This window comes from Paraburkholderia edwinii (genome assembly GCF_019428685.1).
Taxonomy (GTDB): domain Bacteria; phylum Pseudomonadota; class Gammaproteobacteria; order Burkholderiales; family Burkholderiaceae; genus Paraburkholderia; species Paraburkholderia edwinii.
In genome coordinates this window covers 1,087,441-1,108,776 of sequence record NZ_CP080096.1, presented here as the reverse complement: position 1 = coordinate 1,108,776, position 21,336 = coordinate 1,087,441, and the positions used below count along the sequence as shown (strand labels likewise).

Below are 21,336 nucleotides of genomic sequence, written 5' to 3'. Positions count from 1 at the left end.
CGGAGTTGCAGGGGCTTTAGATCGATTGGTGTTTCTTGCCTGCTTCCGCGATCATTGCATCGCGTGCGCCGTCGCTGAACGGAGTTTCGCGCTTCAGCAGAATGGCAACCGAGCGAACTTTCTGCGACTCCGCATCGCGGCCCGGCGGCAGCGTGCCGTGCTCGACGAGTGCACGCGCGGATTTCATGATCCGGCTGCGCATCATGATGATGCCGTTGTCGGTGCCAACCAGGTTCTCTCTCGTACGATCCTGGATCGGCCCCATGCTCTCCTGAAGCGAGGCATCCTGCATGGCGATGCCTTCCACCCCGCTGTACGTGGTGCCCGCCCTCTGTGCCGCGCGGTCCATCAGATAGTTGTTCGTCCTGTTCTGCTCGGGAACGTAGTTGCTGCCCGGCACATAGCGCACGTGGATACCCTTGCCGTCCCTCATGGCTTGCACTTCGCCTTCCGTCAAATCGCGCGTCGGATGGTAATCGAAGCTCCAGGCCCAGCAATTGTGATCGTCAATCGGCACCCAGAAGTGGCCATGTATCGGGTGATCGCCACGCGGAGGAACCATCGTGAAGCAAGGCATGACCCACGGCGTAATACGCCAGTAATACTGATCGTCCTCTGCGTTGCGCCGCACGCCGATTGCCAGGCCGCCGGACGCTTCGACAACCTCGAAGACGGGCGCGAGGTCGTTCATGTTGTACTGGTTGCCCTTGGCGCCCTTGAACAACGGATCGGCGTTGAGGCTGCCGCTGTGCAGGAACGAAACGTGGCTTGAATCGATGCCGCCTTCGAGCGCCTGTAGCCAGTTGCATTCCTGAATCCGCTTGCTCATGAATGACTGTCGTGCCGGCACAGTCGAGAACTCCCATGCGGGAAGGGGCGGCTGCTGGTCGGCCGGCCCCATGTACACCCAGATGACGCCGCCCTGTTCAACGAGCGGATACGACTTCAGCTTGATCCTTTCCGCGTAGCCGCTTTCCTTTGCTTCGGACGGCACCTCGGTGCATTGACCGGTCACGTTGTATTTCCAGCCGTGGTACGGGCAGCGAATACCGCCGTCCTCATTGCGGCCGAACCACAGCGACACGCCACGGTGTGCGCAGAATTCATCGATCAGGCCCAGCTTGCCGTCCGAATCCCGGAACGCAAGCATGCGTTCCGAGAGCAGTTGCAGACGAACCGGTTCGCCCCCAGGCTCCGCCAGTTCTTCCGACAGCAACGCCGGCAGCCAGTAACGACGGAACAGTTCGCCCATCGGGGTACCGGGGCCGGTTTGTGTGACGAGATCGTTCTGCTCTTTTCTCAACATGGTATGTGCCTCGGGGGTGCTGTTGTTGCGCAACGCAGTTGTAATCCGTTTCCTCTTATGTTCTTCTATGAGGAACGCTGTTCAAGAAGCAAGAACAAAGTTATCATCGGACCCACAACATGTCAACGATGGAGATTCCCTATGAGTCACGCTTGCGCATTCGCTCACCTCTGCCACGCAGGAGACGTAGCTGAAGGTAAAGCGATCAAGGTCGAAAAGAACGGCCTGACACTCGCTGTATTTAACGTTCAGGGTGAATATTTCGTAACGGATGACACCTGCACGCACGGTCCAGGCTCGTTGTCGGAAGGCTATATTGATGGCGACACAGTGGAATGCGATTTCCACAACGGCTCGTTCAATATCAGGACCGGTGAGGTCGTTGCGCCGCCATGCATGATTCCGCTCAAGACGTACAGGACGCACGTTGAAGATGGGGTGATCGTGATCGAAACGGATGGGGATTGAAAACGACGCTCCCGATGCAATCAAACATCGGGAAAGGCCGTGCGTGCTGCATGCCTCACGGGTCGCGAAAGCAGCGTAAGTGCTTCGTCTGGCAGAAGCTTGCCTTTAGCGGAATGGAGGATGTGCGAACCTGCACAATAATCGCCGACGGGCATTTCCGCTGCGCTGATTACTGATGCATCGGCACTGTCTGTTCTGCGCGGAGCTTACCCGCGTGATAGTCCCACACCTTTTGCAACAGGTTCGGTTTCCACAGATTACGGCCGATCGTCTCGACCTGTTCGGGCGATAGAACCATCGGCTCACCGATTTGTTGCGCAAGATACTGGCGATGCGCGTTCTCCTCGAGATAAAACGCGAGCACAAATGCCTCAAGAACGCCTTCGGCCGCAATCACCGCACCGTGCGATTTGAGCATTGCGACGCGGTGCGCGCCAAGACATTCCGCCAACTCCTGACCAAGCGGCCTCTGGTTGATCGAAGCCGTCTTCGGGAACTGCTGGATCTTACCGAGCACTGAAGCCTGCATGATCACCGGTTGCACGACATTGCCCGTCATGCTGAACAGGGTGGACCAGGTAGGATGCGTATGCACGACCGAATTGACGTCAGGTCGTTTGCGATAGACTTCCGAGTGAATGTGGAACTCCATCGGCGGAACCGCATCGCCGTCAATCAGGTTGCCGTCGAAATCGATCGTCACGATGTCATTCACGTCAAGCGCGCTACGCACTGACGCACCTGAGTTGATCAACATGCGATCTTGACCCGTCACACGCCAGCTAAAGTGACCGTTGAAGTCGATGACCCCAGCACGTTCGAGCATCAGAATTGCGTCAACGAGCATGTGCTTCTGCTGCATGTGTCGATCCATTATCTTCACTTCCATGGAATCAGCTTGCATTCAATGTCGCTCGCCAGCATGGGAAAGGTTGCAGCTATCGGGGCGTACCCGATCTGCCTGGGAATCCGACGCAAGTGATGCTAACCTTGGCTACTGCGCTAAAAATTGTTCTTATATGTGGAACCACGTATGTTAAGATGGAACAAAAATAAGTATCCGTGTGCGTCGATAGAAAAGTCAAGGTAAACGGAAGAGAACTTAGGGTTAGTGCGCATGCGTCGGACGGGGAGCCGCCGGTATACGCCGAGCTACCCTATAGATTGCGTTCCCTGAAGACGCGGCGCTAAATATGACGAGGATGAGTAAATTGGACGCAAAAAGCATGCGGAACAACGAAACGGACGCAGAACTGGAAGCGGAACAGGATGGGCCGCGCAGGCTGTCATCGGTGACGGCGGCATTGCGACTACTCAAGATGTTTTCGCAAGAGGAGCCCGAACTGGGGATCAGCGTATTGTCAAAGCGCATGAGCCTCGCAAAGAGCACGGTGCATCGTCTGTGCGCTGCGTTGCTCGCTGAGGGAATGCTGGAACAGAATCCGGACAACGGCCGCTATCGGCTCGGCGTCCTTTTGTTCACACTCGGCGGCCTTGTGCGCCGTCGTTTCGACGTGACGAAACAGGCGCTGCCGTTCTTGCATGTATTGCGCTCGCAGACAGACGAAACCGTCCACCTGGCCATTCTCGACGATACGAGCGTCGTCTACATGTTCAACCTTGAAAGCGAACAGACGATCCGTATGCGCTCGTATATCGGTGTGCGCAAACCTGCCTGCTATACCGCAGAAGGCCATGTACTGCTCGCGTTCAGCACGCCCGATGTCGTTTCACGCGCGATCAGGCAGGGACTTGTCGCGCAAACGCCCAAGACGAACACGGATACGCAGGTGTTTTTGAAAACGCTTGAGGAAGTCCGTCGCGACGGCTATGCGATCGACGATGAGGAATCTGAAATCGGCATGCGCGGCATTGCGGCGCCCGTGCGTGACACGACCGGCAATGTCGTCGCAGCAATCGGTTTCGGCGGACCTGCACAACGTCTCACGAAGAAAGCACTGCGGGCGGCGTTGCCGCATCTGATCGCCGCCACGGAAGGCATTTCTGCAACGCTTGGCTATCACCCTTGAGATAGTCCATCAGGTTACGAAGGTTTCGTTCAGTCCTTGCGATGCCTGGACGTAGCGGCGTAACGAACCGCCTTTAGCAAGTCTTTAGTACGCCCCTCCTCAAAGCGCTGTGTCCGATAGGCACAGCGCTTTTTTATTTTACGTAACACAACGGACGTACACATCGCGCAAAACCTCATTGCCCAGCATGGACGTGACATGTTAAAAGTACAGGTATAAATCGGAATGCAGTTCCTTTATGCGGAACAAACTTTTAACCTCTGTTCACTTCGCACCATGTCTACCATCGATGAACCCGCTGCCGCGCGCGCAGCTCAAAACGTCGCGCTATGGGACATATTCACAACGTTCGTGCGCATCAGTGTGATGTCGTTCGGCGGTAGCACTGCCGCATGGTCCTATCGCGCTGTCGTCGAAGAACGCAAATGGCTGGATAACGACGCGTTCGTCTCGGGCATGACCCTCTCGCAAGTCATGCCGGGCGCAAACCCCGTCAATGTCTCGCTTTATGTCGGCCAGCGTCTGCGTGGGCCGCTCGGCGCGCTGGTTGGTGCGCTCGGCATGATTTCGCCTGCGCTTGTGGTTGTGCTCGTGCTCGCGGTGCTCTATGCGCGTCTTTCGGGCTATCCGCTCACGCACTTTCTGCTACTCGGCATTGCCGCGGCCGGTGTGGGTGCGACGTTCTCGATGGGCGCCAAGGTTGCGGTGCGCATCGAGCGCAAGCTACTGCGCTACGCGTTTGCCGTTATCGCCTTCGTCGCGGTCGGCGTGCTGCACTGGCCTACCGTGCCTGTCGTGCTCGTTCTCGTACCACTTAGCGTTATTTGCGCTGCTATGGAAAAGTAAATGGCCAACGTCCTGCTAAGACTTATCGTTCTGTTCGCGCCGCTTTCCGCGCTTTCGTTTGGCGGTGGCCAGACCATCATTGCCGATATCCAGCTTCAAAGCGTGTCGGTCTATCACTGGCTTTCCGGTCAGGAATTCGCTGACCTCTTCGCTATCTCGCGCGTATCCCCTGGGCCGACTACGTTGATTTCCGCGCTGATCGGCTGGCATCTGGAGGGATTGATAGGCGCGCTCGTTGCGACGCTCGCGATGTATATCCCGTCGTCAACGGTGTTCGTGACCGTGACGCTGTTCTGGCATAAGAGTGAAGGTACACGTTGGCGTCTCGCCATCGAGCGCGGGCTGGCGCCGGTTGCAGTTGGTCTGATTTTCGCCGGCGCGGTTGCCGTGATGCAATCCATGCACGCTACTACGTTTGCATGGGGAACAACGGCCATTGCGGCTTGCGTCGTGTACTTCACCAAGCTCAATCCGTACGTGCTGATGTCAGCCGTAGCGCTAGCCTACGCGGCCGTTTTTTACATGCCGTTCTGATAGAACGAAACGGGCAGCGGATGTGAACTGAGCACAAAGAGGCGGACATAGATCCGCCTCTTGCGTTTTTCGGTAGACCGATCGCGTTGAGCGAGCGCGTTCGAACCGAACGCACCATGTGTCGCCTCGTCATTGCGATCACACTTCCAGTTCATCGATACGCCGCCACTTGTAGACGATGGTAGAGGCCAGCCAGATGAACGCGCAGAGGCCGATAATCGCATAGCCGACCACCCCGAAATTATCGCCAATCTCACCGATTACATCCCAGAACGCGCCGTTCAGATGCAATTTGTCCGCGATCAGCCCAAGCGCTTCTATTCCGCCAACGCCGATTGCGACAACCGCCGACACTAGCGTGATCGTCATGTTGTAATAGAGCTTGCGAATCGGCTTCATAAACGCCCAGCCGTACGCGCCTAACATCAGGATGCTGTCGGTCGCATCAACGAGGGACATTCCTGCCGTGAACAGCGCGGGGAATACCATGATCGACCAGATAGGCACACCATGCGACACCTGCGTGGCCGACACGCTGAGTAATCCTATTTCGGATGCCGTATCAAAGCCAAGTCCGAAGAGCACGCCGAGCGGGTACATATGCCAGCTTCGCGTAATCAGGCGGAACATCGGCTTGAAAATGCGCGCGAGCAGGCCGCGATTGGCGAGCAGCAGGTTGAAATCTTCTTCATCGTAGCGCTCGCCCCGGCGCACGCGCATAAATGTCGCAAACACCGATCTCAGCACGATGAGATTGATGGCCGCGATCACGAACAGAAAGCCCGCCGATACCAGCGTACCGATCACGCCGCCAATTTCCTGAAACGCCTCGAAGCGATGTTGCAACGCCATGGCGGTAGCCGCAATCGCAGCGGTTGCGGCGACGACGACGGTCGAATGACCCAACGAAAACATGAACCCCACCGTCACCGGTCGCTGCCCCTCCTGCATGAGTTTGCGCGTCGCATTATCGATGGCGGCGATATGGTCGGCGTCGACTGCGTGACGCAACCCAAAGCTGTAGGCAAGAAGGGCCGTGCCGAGCAACACCGGTTGCCCGTGTAACGCGATGAATGCCCACGCCCATGCTCCGAGGTTGAACACGACCAGGAGCACATACATCGCGCCTATACGGCCTCGAATATTTGTGTCGGCATCATTGAACAGAAATTTCAGGAATTGAATCATTCATGTCTCCACCGAAAGACCGTCATGCACGGACCGCACATCGCTCACACTTTTTGCGAAGTTCCTCATATTTCTGACCGCATCTTAAGTTCCATATATAAGAACGACATGTCTGTATTTGGAACAAAAGACAACGAATGATGGGGGCTGTGCTATGGTGGTGTCAAGACGCAATTTCTGCGGAAATGGATAGCCGACATGCAACGCATCACGATTACGATTGACGATGTCCTGCTCTCGACGCTTGACGACACGATGAAGCAGCGCGGCTATAACAGCCGCTCGGAGGCGCTGCGTGACATCCTGCGCGCCCATCGTTCAGGGGAGCTTCTCGATGACCTCCACGCACAATGCGTCGGCACCTTGACGATTGTGTTTGAGCACGGCGTGCGCGACCTCGCGCAGCGCTTATCGGATGCGTATCACGCACAACACGCGCTGATCGTTAGCGGCAGTCGCATCTATCTCGATCACGACAATTGCCTGGAAATGATCGTGCTGCGCGGTCCAGTGGGTACGATTCAGCAGTTCGCATGGTCGCTTGCGTCACAACGTGGTGTGCGCAACAGCAACCTGCATCTGATGCCGTTGATGGAAGAGCACGCTCCGCCACACGAGCATTTGCACGTGTGACGGCGTTTGTGGCTTTAGCCGTTAGTCGTGACTGCCTGCGTGGTCACGCGTGTGATCCACATGGTGGTGATGCCCGTGATCAGCACCGTGACTATGGTCATGATTGTGATGATGGTGATGGCCGTGTGCGTGTGCATGATCGTGATGTTGATGCTTGCCTGCGGTTACAGGGTGATGGTGACGATGTACGGTGCCATCTTCGTGCGCATGCCATTCGGATGCATCGGATTTGCCGTGCAGGCTGGGATCCTCGCTGAACACCAGCGATTTGACCGTGACCGGAACCGTGCGTGACGGCATACGGATGCGGCCCAGATCGACGTAATCGAGCCCTCGCAGCGAAACGCCATCGATCACGAACAGGTCATTTCCACCCAGTGATTCGCGCAACAGGTTGCCGAGCGAATTGGCAATGTCTCCATCGGCAATGACATACAGCGGCTTGCCAGCCGCGATGGTCCGCGGATTGCCGTCGATCAACCCGCGAGCGAGTGCAGCCAGACGCGAATATTCGGGTGGCCCCGCCCAACGCACTACGATTGCCACATCCCGATCGCCCTCCTTCAGGTCGTAGCGCTGGAAGCTCTTGCGCAGCGATTGAACGACCGCGGCAGGATCGATCACTTCGGGCATGCGCTCTTCGATCGGCACGACCTGCATATTCTTGCGTGGCAGCAGGTTGCGCGGATTCGAAATGAACGTCGTGTTACCGCTCAACTGGATGCTGTATTCCGATGCGCCTAGAACGGTCGCGCGAATGCATTCGATGGCAGGTAGCAGCGGCCAGGGCACTTGAGCAGCGAGCAAGCGCTGACGCACCGCGGAACCGAAAAGTTTCCCAAGATCGAGAAAGTCCCGTGTTTCACGCTCGTAAACATATTCGCCGACACCACCCGAGAAAATCAGACCGTCCAGTTTACCCAAGTCCGCAATCGGATCGGTCAGGAACAGTGAATTCAGATCGTCAGCGGTGAAGCGCTCGGTCAGCACACGCACAAGCGTTTGCGCCATCCAGTCGGCAACCTGTTCAAGCTGTTCGCGCGTCGTTTGACTGCCAATTTCCCAAGCGAATCCTGCTGCCCGTGCGTGGTCTTTACCCGCCGGGTCGAGGCGCGTGATGCGCCCTTTCTGATCTGTCACGATCAGACGTCCACCAAGGTGAACCGCGGCCGTACCGATCACGTTGCCGGAATCCACCAAGCCGAGCTTGGTCGTGCCGCCACCGATATCGACATTGAGCACGCGCTTCTTGTGCTCGTGCGAGTATTTCGCGGCGCCAGAACCATAAACGGCAAGCATCGCTTCCATGTGATGCCCGGCCGTCGCGCAGACAAATTCGCCGCCCTGTTCCGCGAGCATATCCGCGATGCCCTCACTGTTCTCACGCCGTAGCGCTTCGCCGGTCAGGATCACAGCACCTGTATCGATGTCGTCCGGACCAAGATTGGCCTCCTTGTAGGCCGCCGCAACGATACGCTTGAGCCCGCGCGTATCCATCTGCGTTTCGCTCAGGTATGGCGTGAGCGAAATCGGGCTCTGGTAGATCGGTTCACGCCCGACGATGATGTAACGGCTCGAGAGCTCTTCAGCGATGCGCCGCATATGGATGCGCGAGAACACGAGTTGCGTACCCGACGAACCGATATCGATACCTACGCTGTTGAGAACGACGTTATCGAGCAGCCACACCGCTTCCTGATTTGTTTCGGACTGGGAAAAATCGTGATCGTGGTCATGATCAGCGTCGTCACCATGCTCATGGTCAGGATCGTAGCCGCCCAGGTGATCGTCAAGCGAATGAACGTTTTTTGCATCGTTCGGCATAGGGTGTCTCCGGTTTGAATGGCCTATGTGCCGCGATCATACCGCAGCTTGCGCAGCCACAGCATCCCTAAAATGGAACGGCTCTCCACATAAAAGAATCGTTTTTCAATGAAATATTTGACCGCAGCCGCTGTCATACGGCAAAGAAGGCCGTGCAGAAGGCAATAAAACCGTCCGCCCTAGGGCTAACCCGCCCCTCCTGCTCCTTGACAAAAATCTACCGGGCGCGCTCAATACCGGGACCGCATCCTGAAATGGAAACGCCGTTCCATATATAGGAACCAAAGAAGTCACGTAAGGAGACAGTGGGTGGAGCTTCAACTTGATGTCACCAATACGCCGCCTCGATTCTTGAAGCGGCTCGATTCAAAATGGCTGGTGGTAGGCAGCGCGATCCTTATCGTCGCCGTGCTGGCGTTGATCCCGCTTTGTTTCCTGCTGTGGCAGAGCTTTATGACGCCGCAGGGTGCAGATACGCCGTCGGTATTCACGCTCGACAACTACCGCATTGCGTTCGGCAGCGCCGACTCCTGGTCGGCTTTCGCGAATTCGGTGGAGTTCGCCATTGGCGCCGCACTCGTTTCGTTCGTCGTCGGCTCAGCGCTTGCCTGGATAAACGAGCGCACCAATACGCCTTTGCGTCGTTTCTTTTCGGTCGTCACGGTCGTTCCGCTCATCAATCCGGCAATCCTCTTTACGATTGCGTGGATTCTGCTTGCCAGCCCGAAGATCGGCGTGTTGAACGTTGCGTTGATGCACTTGTTTGATCTTTCGCACCCGCCGTTCAACATCTACAGCATGGGCGGGATGATCTGGATCGACGGCTTGCAATATTCCCCCATGGCTTTCCTGCTGATGTCCGCTGCATTTCGTGGCATGGACCCATCACTGGAAGAGTCCGCCATCATGAGTGGCGCCGGCCTGTTCAAGACCACATTCAGCATCACCTTCCGACTTGCCGTGCCCGCAATCGTTTCGACGGTCCTTATCCTTTTCGTGCGTGCCGTCGAATCGTTCGAAGTGCCTGCGCTGATCGGCCTGCCGGTAAAAATCCAGGTTCTCACGTCGTCGATCTACGAGGCGTTGCAGCAATATCCGACGCCGACCGGACTGGCTGCCTCCTATTCAACGATCCTGCTGCTCATCACTTCGGCCGGCATCTTCCTTCAGAGCCGCCTGCTTGCCAAGGGCGGAAAATTCACGACGGTCAGCGGGAAGGCATTCCGCGCACGCGCCATCGACCTTGGACCATGGCGCTATCTGACTGCCGCGCTCTTTGTGCTGTACGCGCTTGTCATCGTGGTTCTGCCTTTGCTCGTGCTGCTGTGGTCTTCCTTCCAGAAGTTTTATGCGCCGCCATCGATGGAAGCCCTGCATCATCTGACGCTCGATTCTTATCGCTACATCTTCAGTTATCCCGAACTTAGAGAAGCCGTAGGCAACAGCCTGATTCTCGGCTTCTCGTGCGCAACGGGTGTGATGCTGCTTTCCTCCATTGTGTGCTGGATCGTGATCAAGACGAAGATTCGCGGCCGCTGGCTGCTCGATAACCTCGCATCGCTTCCGATGGTGTTTCCGGGACTCGTGTTAGGCCTGGCATTCATGGTCTTCTTCCTGAACGTCAACATCGGTATTTACGGCACGCTGTCGATTCTCCTCATTGCATACATCACGCGGTTCATGCCGTATGGGATGCGCTATACGCAAACGTCGATGGTGCAATTGTCGAAGGAGCTGGAAGAGTCCGCGGAAATGTGCGGTTCTGGCTGGGGCACGACGTTCTCCCGTATCGTCTTGCCGCTACTCAAGCCCGGTCTGATGGCCGGCTGGATTTACGTGTTCATTGTGTCGATCCGTGAGCTGTCCGCATCGATCCTGCTGTATAGCCCTGGTAGCGAAACGATTTCCGTCGTGGTCTGGGAGCTGTGGCAAAACGGTCAATACGTCGAGCTGTCGGCATTGAGTGTGATGTTCGCGATTGGCCTGCTCGCGCTCGTATCGCTCGCGCAGTGGGTGGGCAGCAAATTCGGCGTGAAATCGATCTGAACTCGCGAAACGGAAATCATTGAGACGACTATGCTGAATATTCAGAATCTGAACACGGTGTATCTCGACAGTCACGGCGCCAAAGTCGCAGGCATTGAAAATGTCAGTTTCGAGGTCCCCGAAGGCAAACTGTTCACGCTTCTCGGCCCGAGCGGATGCGGTAAATCCACTACCCTGCGCTCGATCGCAGGACTCGAAAAGCCCGATGGTGGAAAGATCACGGCGGACGGCGTGACCGTCTTTGATGCAGATCGCAAGATTTTCGTACCGCCGAACAAACGCCAGTTTGGCATGGTGTTTCAGTCGTACGCCATCTGGCCGCATATGACCGTCTTCAGGAATTGCAGCTTCCCGCTTGAAGTCGGCAAGAAGAAATTTACGAAACAGCAGATCACCGCGAAGGTCATGCGTGCGCTCACCGCAGTCGGCCTCGATCATGCCGCGGATCGCGATGCAACGAAGATGTCCGGCGGGCAGCAGCAACGTTTGGCCCTCGCCCGCGCGATTGTGATGGAGCCGAAACTGCTGCTGCTGGACGAGCCGCTGTCGAACCTCGACGCGAAGCTGCGCGACAAGATGCGTTTCGAACTCAAGCGTTTGCAACGTGAACTGAACATCACGACGATCTACGTGACGCACGATCAGGAAGAAGCGCTCGCGATGTCGCACGAGATCGCGATCATGAAGGACGGCCACATCGTCCAGAAGGCACGCCCTCGCAGTATCTACGAACAGCCGGCTAATCGGTTTGTAGCAGATTTCATCGGCACAACGAGCTTTGTCGATGGCACCGTCCGGGACACGAACGGCGAGGAGCTCACCATTAATTCAACTATCGGCCCGATCACGGTGACCCACAGCGGCGGCATGAACGTCGGCGCAAAAGCCGTCGTGTCGTTGCGCCCCGAGAATCTGGAGATTTTCGATCGTAAGCCATCGATCGGGCACGGCAATGTGTTTGAAGGAACCGTCTATTCCAAAGTATTCCTTGGCGAGACGCTTGATTTGCAGATCAAGGTCGGTGAACAGATTCTGCTCGCACGCGCGCATCCGTCACATCGCGAGCCGGTTGGCGCAAAAATCTGGGTGACGATTGATCCAGCCCGCTGTGTCGCGTTGAACCCTCAGTAAATTCGCTGTACCCACAAGGAGTCACTATGTCTGAAGCAAATATCGACACGAACCAGATGTATGAAGAGGATCAGCGCGCTGAAGAATCGCATCACAGTCCCGCGGGCAACGTGAAAAATCGCGTATTCGTGCGTGGCATTGAAGGCGCGTACAACCTGAACGTAGAACTGGAACGCCTGCGTTCCGTTCCGCGCGTGCGCAAAGGGAAAGAAATCAAGTTCAGCAAGGGACCGCAGACCTTCAGCCGCCACTATGTGCAGCCGAAGAACGGAATCACGCAGACGTTCCACATTCACCTCGAAGAATACTCGCCGGGCGGTCACTCGCAGAAGCACGGCCACGTGAACGAAGCAGCGTTTTACATTCTCGACGGCATCGGCTATGAAGTGCACGACGGCGTCCGCTACGACTGGGAAGCAGGCGACATCGCGATCGTGCACAACAACTGCGTGCACCAACACTTCAACCGTAGTCTCGACAAGCCTGCGCGTGCGCTCGTCATCAAGACGAAGCCGATGTTCATGTTCATGAACATGCTGTTCCAGAAGACTGTCGAGCCTCGTCCCGATGAGCCGTCGCCAACCGGTGCTGGTTTCGTCGCGCGCATGGAAGAGACTGATTTCAATCATCCGGAAGGAGGCTACTGATCATGGCATGGACCGAATCGGGAAACTGGTTGGCTGGCAAAGAAAATCGTGCGCTTTACAAGGGTCTGCTGGAAAACGCTGAACAGGCCGCGGAGCGTAACGCCAAACGCGCGAAGATCGTGCGACCTGAGAACATGCCGTGGGAGATGTCGCGCCAAGGCCTGCTCAAGCACCTGCTGAACGAAGGCATGAACACGCGCATGGAGACCGTCGACGCATACATGCAGATCATTCCGCCGGGCAGCAAGTCGGGCAAGCACCGTCACCTGGCTGAAGAATGCCTCTACGTGCTCGAAGGTCGCGGCTATGACCTGCACCAGGACTTCGATGTCGAAATCGTCGATCAGTACGCGTGGAAGCCGGTCGGTGACGTCAAGCGCTTCGAATGGGAAGCCGGCGACGTGATCTATATTCCGCCCGGCACCGCCCATCAGCATTTCAACGCAGACCCGGATCGTCCCGTGCGCCTGATCTCCGCGATCAACCGCATTTTCTGGAAGAGCGGCCTCAACGATCTGCAGCAACTCGAAGACGCACCGGAATACGATCCGGCCGTCACGCTCACAGCCGAGAAGATTCGCGAATATCTGAAGCACACGGCCACCGTCTAAACAACGCCTGAATCAGTTAGCTTGCAGCTCCGCGAGCTATCTTGTGGTGTGCGCAACCCGCATTGAATGGAGAAGTGAATGAGCAAGAACGCAGTTGTTTCCGAGGACATGGCGAAGAAATTCGCTACCGAGAAGGAAACGGCGTATACGCGCTGGATTGCCCAGCAAGGCCTGGACATCATCGACGGTCACTATATTCAGGACTTGCGTACGGTTGATCTGAAAGATTGGGCGCGTCGTGGAGGCAAGGGCGTGTACATCAATCACGAAGCGTCGCGCACGTCGAACGACTGCTACGTCTGCGAAATCCCGCCGGGTAAATCGCTCGCACCGCAGCGCCAGTTGTTCGAAGAAATGATCTACGTGCTGAGCGGTCGCGGGTCGACTACCGTTCGCAACGAAGCAGGTGCGGAAGTCACGTTCGAATGGCAGGCGGGTGCCCTCTTCGCCATCCCCCTGAACTGCTGGCACACGCACTACAACACGTCCGGCAAAGATGCCGCGCGTTTTGTCTCGGTCACGAACGGCCCGCCCACGATCAACGCGCTCGAAGACATCGATTTCATCTTCGGCACGGCGTACGATTTCAAGAACCGCTTTAACGGCGAGCCCGACTACTTCGCGAACGGCGGTGAGCAGAAGGGCCTGCTGATGGAAACGAATTTTGTCGCTGACGCAGTGAACCTGCCGCTGATCAGCGCCGCTGAACGGGGCGCCGGCGGCGGTCATATCCGTTTCAACATGGCGCGCGGTTCGCAGAACAGCCACATTTCTCAATTCCCGACCTCGACTTACAAAAAAGCGCACTCCCATGGTCCCGGCGCGCACGTCATCATCATGAGTGGTTCAGGGTACTCAATGATGTGGCGTGAGGGAGAAGAGCCGAAGCGTTACGACTGGCAGACAGGTTCGCTGATCACGCCGGCCAACGGCGAGTTTCATCAGCACTTCAACACGAACCCGAATCCGTCGCGTTATCTCGCGCTCAAACACGAGGTCGTCTCTCAGCGCAATTCGCAAGGCGTGCCGAAGGCGTGGATTTCACGGCGCATCGGCGGTTGCCAGATCGACTACGCGGACGAAAATCCGGTCATCCGTTCGACGTTTTCATCGGAGCTGGAAAAGATCGGCCTGGCGATGCAGATGGACGGCGCGTATACGAAGGAACTGGAAACGCTGCCTCCGCTCGCAGCCTGAATCCCAGCCGGTGAGCCGTTAGTCCGGTACAGCTGAAGGTGCGGGGTACATCAGGCCGATGTGCCCTGCCAAAGTAAACCTATCTGAGACTCCTGATGAAGAAGAATATCCGCCTCGCAGCAATTGCTGGGCTTCTCGGTGCCGCGTTGACATTGATGGGCCCCAGTCCCGCCTTCTCCGCAGGTTATGAATCGAGTGAGTCCGTCGCACAATATAACGGTGCGGACCGCACGCAAAAGCTGATCGCCGGGGCGAAGCAGGAAGGCAAGCTGACGGTGTATTCGTCGCTGCCGCCTGCAGACTTCGACCCGGTCATCAAGGCGTTCGAGCAGAAGTACGGCGTGCACGTTACGGTCTGGCGCTCGAGCGCTTCGGGCATTCTGCAACGCGCCATTTCGGAAGGCCGCGCCGGTCGCTATGAAGCCGACGTGTACGAAACCAACGGCCCGCAGCTTGAGGCGATGTATCGGGAAAAACTGTTGCAACCGATCAATTCGCCGGTTCTCAAATTGCTGATTCCCGCGGCAATTCAGGACAACAACGCGTGGACGGCTACGCGCCTGAACGTATTCACAGTCGCGTACAACACTAACCTTATCAAGAAGGCTGATCTTCCAAAGTCGTATAAAGACCTGCTCGATCCCAAGTGGAAAGGCAAGCTTGGCGTGGAAGGCCAGGATTCGTTGCCGTGGTTCGCCGAAACCGTACACAACCTCGGCGGTCAATCGGGAATCGACCTTTTCAAGCAGATCGTCGCAACAAACCACGTGTCCGTGCGTCGCGGCCATACGCTCGTGGCGAACCTGGTCGCCTCGGGCGACGTGCCGATGGCTTTCGGCATTTACAACTACAAGGTTCAGTCCATGAAGGAGGCCGGCGCCCCTATCGACTGGTTTTCGATCGGGCCGGCTATCACCCAGCCGAACGGCGTCGGTGTCGCGCACATGCTCAGGCATCCGAATGCAGCGGTCCTGTTTTATGACTTCCTGCTCACCGACGGTCAGGCCCTGTACGCGGCGCACGATATGGCGGTGACGAACACGACGGTGAAGCGCAAGCTCCCGGACGTCTCGATGCAAATCATTTCGAATAAGGACATCATCGACAATCAGGCGAAAAACCAGGCATTGTTCGATAGTGTTTTTAGTGGCACGTAGTCGATTCCAGGGCGGGAAAGTCTGCCCGCCTTTTATCTTCGCCTAAAAATGCAGTAGCTTGTTGAGCCGACCCGTTACCACACGGAAGCTCAGTCCCGCATCCAGTCAGCGCCGCCTCACATATCAAATGCAGTGCCGTAATTATTTACCGGCTGCTGCACAATAAATTCGTTTAATTAGTTATGCGATTTGTTTCGTATGGCTGCGGCATGTTTGCATGAAAGGAACAGCTGGATATAGACCGGTTGTCGTTTAAGTCATGATTGGAGACATATGAGAATAAGATTACTTCCGCTGATCGCTTTCCCGGCCCTCGCCAGCGTCGCGCATGCTCAAAGCTCAGTGACGCTGTACGGCATCGTCAATGAGGGTATTAACTACATCAGCAATCAGAGTGGCGGATCGGTTGTCGGGCTGATCAAAGGTCAAACCAACGGCAGTCGTTGGGGTCTGCGTGGCGCCGAAGATCTCGGCGGCGGCATAAAGGCAATCTTCGACCTGGAGAACGGTTTTGACGGTTCTGCCGGCACGCTCTCTCAGGGCGGTCGCCTTTTTGGCCGCTCGGCGTGGATGGGTCTGCAATCGCCCTATGGCCGACTCACGCTGGGACGACAATACGATGCGATGCATGATGATGTGGGCGAGCGCCTTGCAGCAACGGGCATCTGGGCGTGGGTGGGAAGCCATCAGGGCGATTTCGATAATCTGAACGCGAATTTCCGGTTCGACGATTCGATCCGCTATATCTCGCCTACGTTCGCGGGTTTCAAGTTCGATGGCGAATTTGCGCCGGGCGGGACGCCGGGCAACTTTGGTACGAGTCGCCGGTATCAACTGGCGATGACCTATGAATCGGGTCCTGTTCTCGGTGCTGTTGCATACGAGAATATCAACAACCCTGCTGTGTCGGTCTACGATAGTACGGTCGAACCAACTAACCCGGCTTTCAAGTCGCCGGGGAAATCCCCATCATTCAGCGGCTATCTGTCCGCAAACACGCAGGCGATCTTCGCAGCAGGTGTTGGCTACCGGTTCGGCACCGGTGGCCAGGTCAGTTTTGTCTACACGCGCACGGTCTTCAGCGACATGCTGAGAACCTCTACGACGCCTAATATCGGCTCGGCTACGTTCAACAGCTATGAAGGCAACGTACGTTATCGCATCGTGCCGACGTTGCTGGTTGCGGCAGCCTACGACTATACGACCGTACGCGCACCCGGCAGGGCGGCACACTATCACCAGGTCAATTTTGGTCCGGACTACATCCTTTCGAAGGCCACCGATATCCAGCTTAGCGGGATCTGGCAGCACGCTTCCGGCATCGATTCGACCGGCAAGGCGGCCGTCGCAACAATCGGATCACTCGGCGCCTCGACCACACCGACCCAAATCGCAGTGAAGTTCATTCTGCGACATCGCTTCTAGGCAGCGGCGCGGGCATTCGCATAAAGAGCGCCCCGTCGCGCCCCTTTCGAACGAAATCTGATGAACGATACTTTTCACTCCAATACCTTTAAGGCTACTGACCGCCGGCGAGACACGATGCAGGTGAGTACGCGGACGTTGGGTCTCGATGAAACGGACCCTTCGAAGCAAGCGATGCTTGACTACCCGACCCCATCCGAAGTGCGTTATCGGATTCGGACTCCGAATTCCTCTCCTCGTCGCATTCGCGTCATTGCGCTGACAGATAACGATCCAGAAGTCGCGAACTGCCACACATATGCCGATGTGGAGTTTTCGAGGGCGAGCGATTTCGCTGTGCTTTTGCAAAACCCGGATGAGAGGCCAGGCCTGATCCCCGATGCGCTAAACGAATGGCTCGGTTCGCCGGATACCGTCGTGATCTCAGGACGCGAAGGTGACGATGCTCAAGCGATTGCGGTTGCAGCGAAGATGTATCGCATGAACGGTGTAACCGTGTCCGTCGTGATCAGCCCTTCCGGGAAGAAATCGAACAGCACCGCCGATATGCTGCGCCCCTGCAGCACGATGATGGTTCTTCCAGCGATGGCCGGCTATCTGGGCGATCTGCTTTCCGCACTCGGCGCGCAGCAAGGAGAATAGCGTGAAACGCGATATTAATAGATGGTGGACTGTATTCGGCGGCGCGGTCTGCGTTTCAGTCGGTGCAGGCGTGTTGTCGGCATTCATGTTCGGCATGTTTATCAAAGCGATCGCTGCCGAGAATCACTGGAGCCGTGCACAGGTTTCACTTGGCTTGACTGTCTTCGAATTTTCCATGGGGCCGGGGACAATCCTTCTCGGATCGCTTATCGACAAAATGGGGGTGCGTCGCCCTACGCTCCTGTTTCTGATCCTGTTTGCAGCGTCCACGGCGCTCGTCGGCGTGTTGCCGGCGTCTCCATGGATCTTTGCACTAGCATTCGTTGCGGTCGGTCTGTTTGCACCCAGCACGAACGCGTTGCCGTATGCGAAAGTCATTTGTACCCGCTTCGACCGCCAGCGTGGTCTCGCACTCGGTTTGATGGTCGGCGGCACAGCAATAGGTGCGATGTTCATGCCGCACTATGCTGGTTATCTGCTGAGGCACTTCGGTTGGCGTGCTGGCTATTTCGGCGTCGCTGCGTTAATGGCCATGTTTTCTGTGCCCGCACTTTACTTCCTCGTGAAAATGCCGCCAGGCGTAGACGAAGAGCTTGTGCGTAAGGCGCATGTCGCAAGAGGCGAGCTTCCATCGCTCTGGACGTTATTCCTCAAGGACCGCACGTTCCGTCTGCTAGGCCTTTCGATCTTCTGCGTGTCCGGTGTGCTGCTCGCGTTGCTTTCGCAGCTTGTACCGATGATGACCGATCGCGGCGAAACAGTCGCGACTGCCGCGACGATGCTGTCGATCGCCGGTTTAACATCCGCAGTCGGCCGTCTGTTGGCAGGATGGTTGATGGATCGGGTTCATGCGCCCTATTGTGCTGCGCTATCGTTCTCGCTGACCCTCGTTGGTGTTCTCATTCTCGCAATGGGCGCGACCGGCTCCGCAGCAATGATGGCTGCTGCACTAATCGGCGTTTCGATGGGCGCGGAAGCGGACATCATTACGTTTATCGTGAGCCGCTATTTCGATTTGCGCCTGTTTGGCCGGGTAAGCGGGGCGATGTGGATGGCGTGGGGATGGGGTGCCGGCATCATGATCTTTGCCTCCGGACTATCGTTCGACCTCACACACTCGTACAAGATCGCCCTCTGGACGTTCTCCGGCTTCATTTCGATTGCCGCAGTCTCGATCATACGTCTCGGGCCCTACGTGTATCCGGAACAGCGTGACCCTAAGCGAGCTGCACTCGATGCGAGCGCGACAGCCTGATTCCAGGCTCCCCGTCTGGTTTCCCGGACGCCTTCGGCAACCCTTTTTGGCTCGTCAGCAGCTGTGACTAGTCCGGAGGCGCGTTTAACGCGCGGCAAAATTTAAGGGGTCGAATATTATTCGGCATCCGAACTTTGCTGTATTACCTTTCTAAAAATTGTTCTTACGCAGAGTGTAGAAAGTCGATTCGAAATGCACCGATTTTTCATTCAACTTCGCCCGTTCGAGTTGCTTGCAAACGGGGTTAACCCGGAAAGCAATGAATCTCGATTGACATCAATACTGGCGGCAAGTAGAGTCTATTTGCGCTTTAGAATTGGTCCATCGGTCCATATAAAGGAACGATGGCATGACGGACAAAAGTCACGAAGAAAGACGATATTTCCTGTGACGTGTGCCCAATTGTTCTTCGTAGCAGCAAACGCCCACAAATATCGCTTTTACCTAATTTCGAATCTGGCGCAATGGAAGAGAAACAGAGAAGCGTTTGTTTATTCGCGTTGATGCCGTCTCCGGGCAGGCTTACGGATGCCATGTCGGCAACCAGCAGCCAGCGCGACGCGCAATCGCGTAAGCGCCGACATCAGAGATCCGGAGGTCAGGAAGTCGGAATGGATCGCGCTAGCAATAGCCGAAACGATTTCTATACGATCGGTTTCGGCAGCACTAGCGATCAGGGATACCGCATGGGACGCGTGGACGCGATCCCGGCTAAGTGGGACCGATCCCGGGCGGGCAGTCTAAACAGACTCGTCAAGCGCGGTCTTTTTAGTGACCCGATTGCGTTGCGCCTTGCATATCCGGCCCGTATGAAGCTGCCTCGATTCCTTGCCGCTCGAGGAGGACTGCCTGAGCTCGTTCCAACGTTGCCGGGTAGCTGTCGTCAGCCTCACCGGGGTTGTAGCCCGCCGCTTCCAGCTGCTCAAGTTCTTTGATTACCTGAGCGCGCGTGATGGACTCGGTCGCATGCGACGTCAGCGGGACGAGAATGACGGCCGCGCAAACAATATTGACTAGGGATTTCATGGTCTCCCCTCTGGGGTGTAAACGTCTGACTCAAGGAGTCAGTATACACCCATCATTGGGGCACTATAGGGAAATCACTAATTTACACAAATAGTGGGATTCTAAATCGAGTGATTGCTAACCGCGTCCGAATTCGGAGCGGGAGTAAGGTGCAATTTGCGAGAAAGCCACTGATCCCGAGATGCTGAGCCGTATCGAATCTGGATAAACGTTTCGAACTGGAGAATGCGCTTCGAGAAACGCTGCAGTATTCAGAGCTCATTCAAGCATGGAGACAGGATGACTAGCCGACGTACCCTATTGAAAGCGAGTTTGGGACTAGCATCGAGCGCGGCATGGGTGCCGTTCCATGTCAGATCGGCCGAGGTCATTTCGCCGAACCTTGCACTGGCGAACTACACCGGATCGGATCGCGAAGCCCGAATTCTCACAGCCGCAAAAAAAGAAGGGCAAGTCAGTTTTTACACTACGATCGCCAAATCGGATCTCGAACCGTTGTTGAATCCGTTTGAGAAGAAATACGGCGTAAAGGTCAATACCTGGCGCGCAGGGGATGAGCAAGTCGTACAACGTGCCGTTTCAGAGGCACGAGCCGGTCGTTACACGCCAGACACCGTGCATGTCGGCTCCTCGTTCCTGGATAACTTGCGACAAGAGAACCTGCTGCAGCCTGCCGTATCACCCATGTTCGCGGATCTACTACCAGGATCGGTACCGGAACATCGTATGTGGGCGTCGACGCTGCTGTCCGTATGGGTCCAGTCCTACAATACTAATGCCATCAAGAAGGAAGACCTGCCCTCTTCATTTGGTGATTTGCTGCTGCCGAAATGGAAAGGAAAACTCGGCATCGAGTCGAAGAGCTCTGACTGGTTTGCGACGGTTTGTCAGCAGATGGGAACCGAAAAAGGCATTGCCTTCTTCAAAGAATTGATTGCCACCAATGGCATATCTGTCCGCAACGGCAACTCATTGCTGAACAATATGGTTGGCTCAGGCGAAGTGCCGCTTGCGCTCGAGACATACAACTACATGCCTATGCAGGCAAAGCGCAAAAAAGCGCCGATAGACTGGTTCCTGTTGCAGCCTGCGGTGGCGAGAGCGAATGGCATTGCGCTGTTCAAGCACGCGCCGCATCCCGCTGCGGGCATGTTGCTCTACGATTACATGCTCTCAGCGGACGCGCAGAAAATTCTGGCGAACATGGACTACGTTCCAACGCATCGGAATATCCCGTCACCGTTCCAGAATAGCAAGATGACGCCTGTGGATCCGACGATGTCGGCAGCCGAGCGCAACAAATGGAACGACCTCTTTAATCACCTGTTTCTAGGTTAGGGTTCACATTCCCGCAAAAAGCTGCGCTTTCT

20 protein-coding genes are annotated in these 21,336 nt (G+C 56.3%); 15 read left to right on the top strand and 5 right to left on the bottom strand.

Features of this window, described 5'->3' with window-relative positions; all coding sequences use genetic code 11:
* Positions 1-16: 16 nt before the first annotated feature.
* A complete protein-coding gene (locus KZJ38_RS26705; RefSeq protein WP_219802916.1) occupies positions 17-1,306 on the bottom strand; it encodes an aromatic ring-hydroxylating dioxygenase subunit alpha in 1,290 nt (429 codons plus the stop codon).
* 141 nt (positions 1,307-1,447) lie between these two features.
* Here KZJ38_RS26705 and KZJ38_RS26700 point away from each other — a divergent pair, with 141 nt between their 5' ends.
* A complete protein-coding gene (locus tag KZJ38_RS26700) occupies positions 1,448-1,774 on the top strand; it encodes a non-heme iron oxygenase ferredoxin subunit (protein WP_219802915.1) in 327 nt (108 codons plus the stop codon).
* A 169-nt stretch (positions 1,775-1,943) separates the two neighbouring features.
* On the opposite strand, the gene KZJ38_RS26695 is transcribed toward KZJ38_RS26700, so the two are convergent.
* Complete coding sequence (locus KZJ38_RS26695; protein WP_246642026.1) at positions 1,944-2,636, bottom strand: class II aldolase/adducin family protein; 693 nt, start codon at positions 2,634-2,636, stop codon at positions 1,944-1,946.
* Positions 2,637-3,000: 364 nt separating this feature from the next.
* Between KZJ38_RS26695 and KZJ38_RS26690 the strand changes: the two genes are divergently transcribed.
* The 3 genes from KZJ38_RS26690 (at position 3,001) to KZJ38_RS26680 (ending at position 5,184) form a co-directional block, all read left to right on the top strand.
* Entirely contained in the window at positions 3,001-3,804 is an 804-nt protein-coding gene (locus tag KZJ38_RS26690) for an IclR family transcriptional regulator (protein ID WP_219802913.1), read from the top strand.
* Between the two features lie 276 nt (positions 3,805-4,080).
* Entirely contained in the window at positions 4,081-4,650 is a 570-nt protein-coding gene (locus KZJ38_RS26685; protein WP_219802912.1) for a chromate transporter, read from the top strand.
* Positions 4,651-5,184 carry a chromate transporter gene (locus KZJ38_RS26680; RefSeq protein WP_219802911.1) on the top strand — a complete coding sequence of 178 codons (534 nt, stop codon included), beginning with the start codon at positions 4,651-4,653 and terminating at the stop codon, positions 5,182-5,184.
* 138 nt (positions 5,185-5,322) lie between these two features.
* On the opposite strand, the gene KZJ38_RS26675 is transcribed toward KZJ38_RS26680, so the two are convergent.
* Positions 5,323-6,372: a HoxN/HupN/NixA family nickel/cobalt transporter gene (locus tag KZJ38_RS26675; RefSeq protein WP_219802910.1), complete on the bottom strand. Its 1,050-nt coding sequence runs from the start codon at positions 6,370-6,372 to the stop codon at positions 5,323-5,325.
* A 198-nt stretch (positions 6,373-6,570) separates the two neighbouring features.
* On the opposite strand from KZJ38_RS26675, the gene nikR reads away from it, so the two are divergent.
* The gene (nikR, locus tag KZJ38_RS26670) at positions 6,571-7,005 is read left to right on the top strand and encodes a nickel-responsive transcriptional regulator NikR (RefSeq protein ID WP_219802909.1); all 435 of its coding nucleotides are present in this window, start codon (positions 6,571-6,573) and stop codon (positions 7,003-7,005) included.
* Between the two features lie 21 nt (positions 7,006-7,026).
* Here the strand turns inward: nikR and KZJ38_RS26665 are convergent, their stop codons facing one another.
* The gene (locus tag KZJ38_RS26665; RefSeq protein WP_219802908.1) at positions 7,027-8,829 is read right to left on the bottom strand and encodes an ethanolamine ammonia-lyase reactivating factor EutA; all 1,803 of its coding nucleotides are present in this window, start codon (positions 8,827-8,829) and stop codon (positions 7,027-7,029) included.
* A gap of 309 nt (positions 8,830-9,138) precedes the next feature.
* Between KZJ38_RS26665 and KZJ38_RS26660 the strand changes: the two genes are divergently transcribed.
* The 9 genes from KZJ38_RS26660 (at position 9,139) to KZJ38_RS26620 (ending at position 18,940) form a co-directional block, all read left to right on the top strand.
* On the top strand, positions 9,139-10,875 hold the full coding sequence (locus KZJ38_RS26660; RefSeq protein ID WP_246642025.1) for an ABC transporter permease: 1,737 nt from the start codon (positions 9,139-9,141) through the stop codon (positions 10,873-10,875).
* Between the two features lie 57 nt (positions 10,876-10,932).
* A complete protein-coding gene (locus KZJ38_RS26655) occupies positions 10,933-12,006 on the top strand; it encodes an ABC transporter ATP-binding protein (protein ID WP_246642024.1) in 1,074 nt (357 codons plus the stop codon).
* Between the two features lie 26 nt (positions 12,007-12,032).
* The gene (locus KZJ38_RS26650) at positions 12,033-12,653 is read left to right on the top strand and encodes a cupin domain-containing protein (protein WP_246642023.1); all 621 of its coding nucleotides are present in this window, start codon (positions 12,033-12,035) and stop codon (positions 12,651-12,653) included.
* Positions 12,654-12,655: 2 nt separating this feature from the next.
* Positions 12,656-13,264 carry a cupin domain-containing protein gene (locus KZJ38_RS26645; RefSeq protein ID WP_219802904.1) on the top strand — a complete coding sequence of 203 codons (609 nt, stop codon included), beginning with the start codon at positions 12,656-12,658 and terminating at the stop codon, positions 13,262-13,264.
* Positions 13,265-13,342: 78 nt separating this feature from the next.
* The gene (locus tag KZJ38_RS26640) at positions 13,343-14,461 is read left to right on the top strand and encodes a cupin domain-containing protein (protein WP_219802903.1); all 1,119 of its coding nucleotides are present in this window, start codon (positions 13,343-13,345) and stop codon (positions 14,459-14,461) included.
* A 95-nt stretch (positions 14,462-14,556) separates the two neighbouring features.
* Entirely contained in the window at positions 14,557-15,618 is a 1,062-nt protein-coding gene (locus KZJ38_RS26635; RefSeq protein ID WP_219802901.1) for an ABC transporter substrate-binding protein, read from the top strand.
* A 273-nt stretch (positions 15,619-15,891) separates the two neighbouring features.
* On the top strand, positions 15,892-17,043 hold the full coding sequence (locus KZJ38_RS26630; RefSeq protein WP_219802899.1) for a porin: 1,152 nt from the start codon (positions 15,892-15,894) through the stop codon (positions 17,041-17,043).
* Positions 17,044-17,103: 60 nt separating this feature from the next.
* Positions 17,104-17,685, top strand: coding sequence for a hypothetical protein (locus KZJ38_RS26625; RefSeq protein ID WP_246642022.1), 582 nt, complete (start codon positions 17,104-17,106; stop codon positions 17,683-17,685).
* A 1-nt stretch (position 17,686) separates the two neighbouring features.
* Positions 17,687-18,940 (top strand): MFS transporter, encoded by a 1,254-nt coding sequence (locus KZJ38_RS26620; RefSeq protein WP_219802898.1) that lies wholly within the window; start codon positions 17,687-17,689, stop codon positions 18,938-18,940.
* Between the two features lie 768 nt (positions 18,941-19,708).
* On the opposite strand, the gene KZJ38_RS26615 is transcribed toward KZJ38_RS26620, so the two are convergent.
* A complete protein-coding gene (locus KZJ38_RS26615) occupies positions 19,709-19,966 on the bottom strand; it encodes a DUF4148 domain-containing protein (protein ID WP_219802896.1) in 258 nt (85 codons plus the stop codon).
* Positions 19,967-20,245: 279 nt separating this feature from the next.
* Between KZJ38_RS26615 and KZJ38_RS26610 the strand changes: the two genes are divergently transcribed.
* Complete coding sequence (locus tag KZJ38_RS26610) at positions 20,246-21,304, top strand: ABC transporter substrate-binding protein (protein WP_219802894.1); 1,059 nt, start codon at positions 20,246-20,248, stop codon at positions 21,302-21,304.
* The last annotated feature ends 32 nt before the right edge of the window (positions 21,305-21,336 follow it).

Excerpts from the sequence above, each read along its gene's own strand:
- KZJ38_RS26705 (WP_219802916.1), bottom strand. The coding sequence starts at position 1,306 with ATGTTGAGAAAAGAGCAGAACGATCTCGTCACACAAACCGGCCCCGGT.
- KZJ38_RS26665 (WP_219802908.1), bottom strand. The coding sequence starts at position 8,829 with ATGCCGAACGATGCAAAAAACGTTCATTCGCTTGACGATCACCTGGGC.
- KZJ38_RS26690 (WP_219802913.1), top strand. The coding sequence starts at position 3,001 with ATGCGGAACAACGAAACGGACGCAGAACTGGAAGCGGAACAGGATGGG.
- KZJ38_RS26650 (WP_246642023.1), top strand. The coding sequence starts at position 12,033 with ATGTCTGAAGCAAATATCGACACGAACCAGATGTATGAAGAGGATCAG.
- KZJ38_RS26610 (WP_219802894.1), top strand. The coding sequence starts at position 20,246 with ATGACTAGCCGACGTACCCTATTGAAAGCGAGTTTGGGACTAGCATCG.
- KZJ38_RS26695 (WP_246642026.1), bottom strand. The coding sequence starts at position 2,636 with ATGCAGCAGAAGCACATGCTCGTTGACGCAATTCTGATGCTCGAACGT.
- KZJ38_RS26635 (WP_219802901.1), top strand. The coding sequence starts at position 14,557 with ATGAAGAAGAATATCCGCCTCGCAGCAATTGCTGGGCTTCTCGGTGCC.
- KZJ38_RS26615 (WP_219802896.1), bottom strand. The coding sequence starts at position 19,966 with ATGAAATCCCTAGTCAATATTGTTTGCGCGGCCGTCATTCTCGTCCCG.
- KZJ38_RS26625 (WP_246642022.1), top strand. The coding sequence starts at position 17,104 with ATGAACGATACTTTTCACTCCAATACCTTTAAGGCTACTGACCGCCGG.
- KZJ38_RS26645 (WP_219802904.1), top strand. The coding sequence starts at position 12,656 with ATGGCATGGACCGAATCGGGAAACTGGTTGGCTGGCAAAGAAAATCGT.
- KZJ38_RS26630 (WP_219802899.1), top strand. The coding sequence starts at position 15,892 with ATGAGAATAAGATTACTTCCGCTGATCGCTTTCCCGGCCCTCGCCAGC.
- KZJ38_RS26675 (WP_219802910.1), bottom strand. The coding sequence starts at position 6,372 with ATGATTCAATTCCTGAAATTTCTGTTCAATGATGCCGACACAAATATT.
- nikR (WP_219802909.1), top strand. The coding sequence starts at position 6,571 with ATGCAACGCATCACGATTACGATTGACGATGTCCTGCTCTCGACGCTT.
- KZJ38_RS26700 (WP_219802915.1), top strand. The coding sequence starts at position 1,448 with ATGAGTCACGCTTGCGCATTCGCTCACCTCTGCCACGCAGGAGACGTA.
- KZJ38_RS26640 (WP_219802903.1), top strand. The coding sequence starts at position 13,343 with ATGAGCAAGAACGCAGTTGTTTCCGAGGACATGGCGAAGAAATTCGCT.
- KZJ38_RS26680 (WP_219802911.1), top strand. The coding sequence starts at position 4,651 with ATGGCCAACGTCCTGCTAAGACTTATCGTTCTGTTCGCGCCGCTTTCC.
- KZJ38_RS26685 (WP_219802912.1), top strand. The coding sequence starts at position 4,081 with ATGTCTACCATCGATGAACCCGCTGCCGCGCGCGCAGCTCAAAACGTC.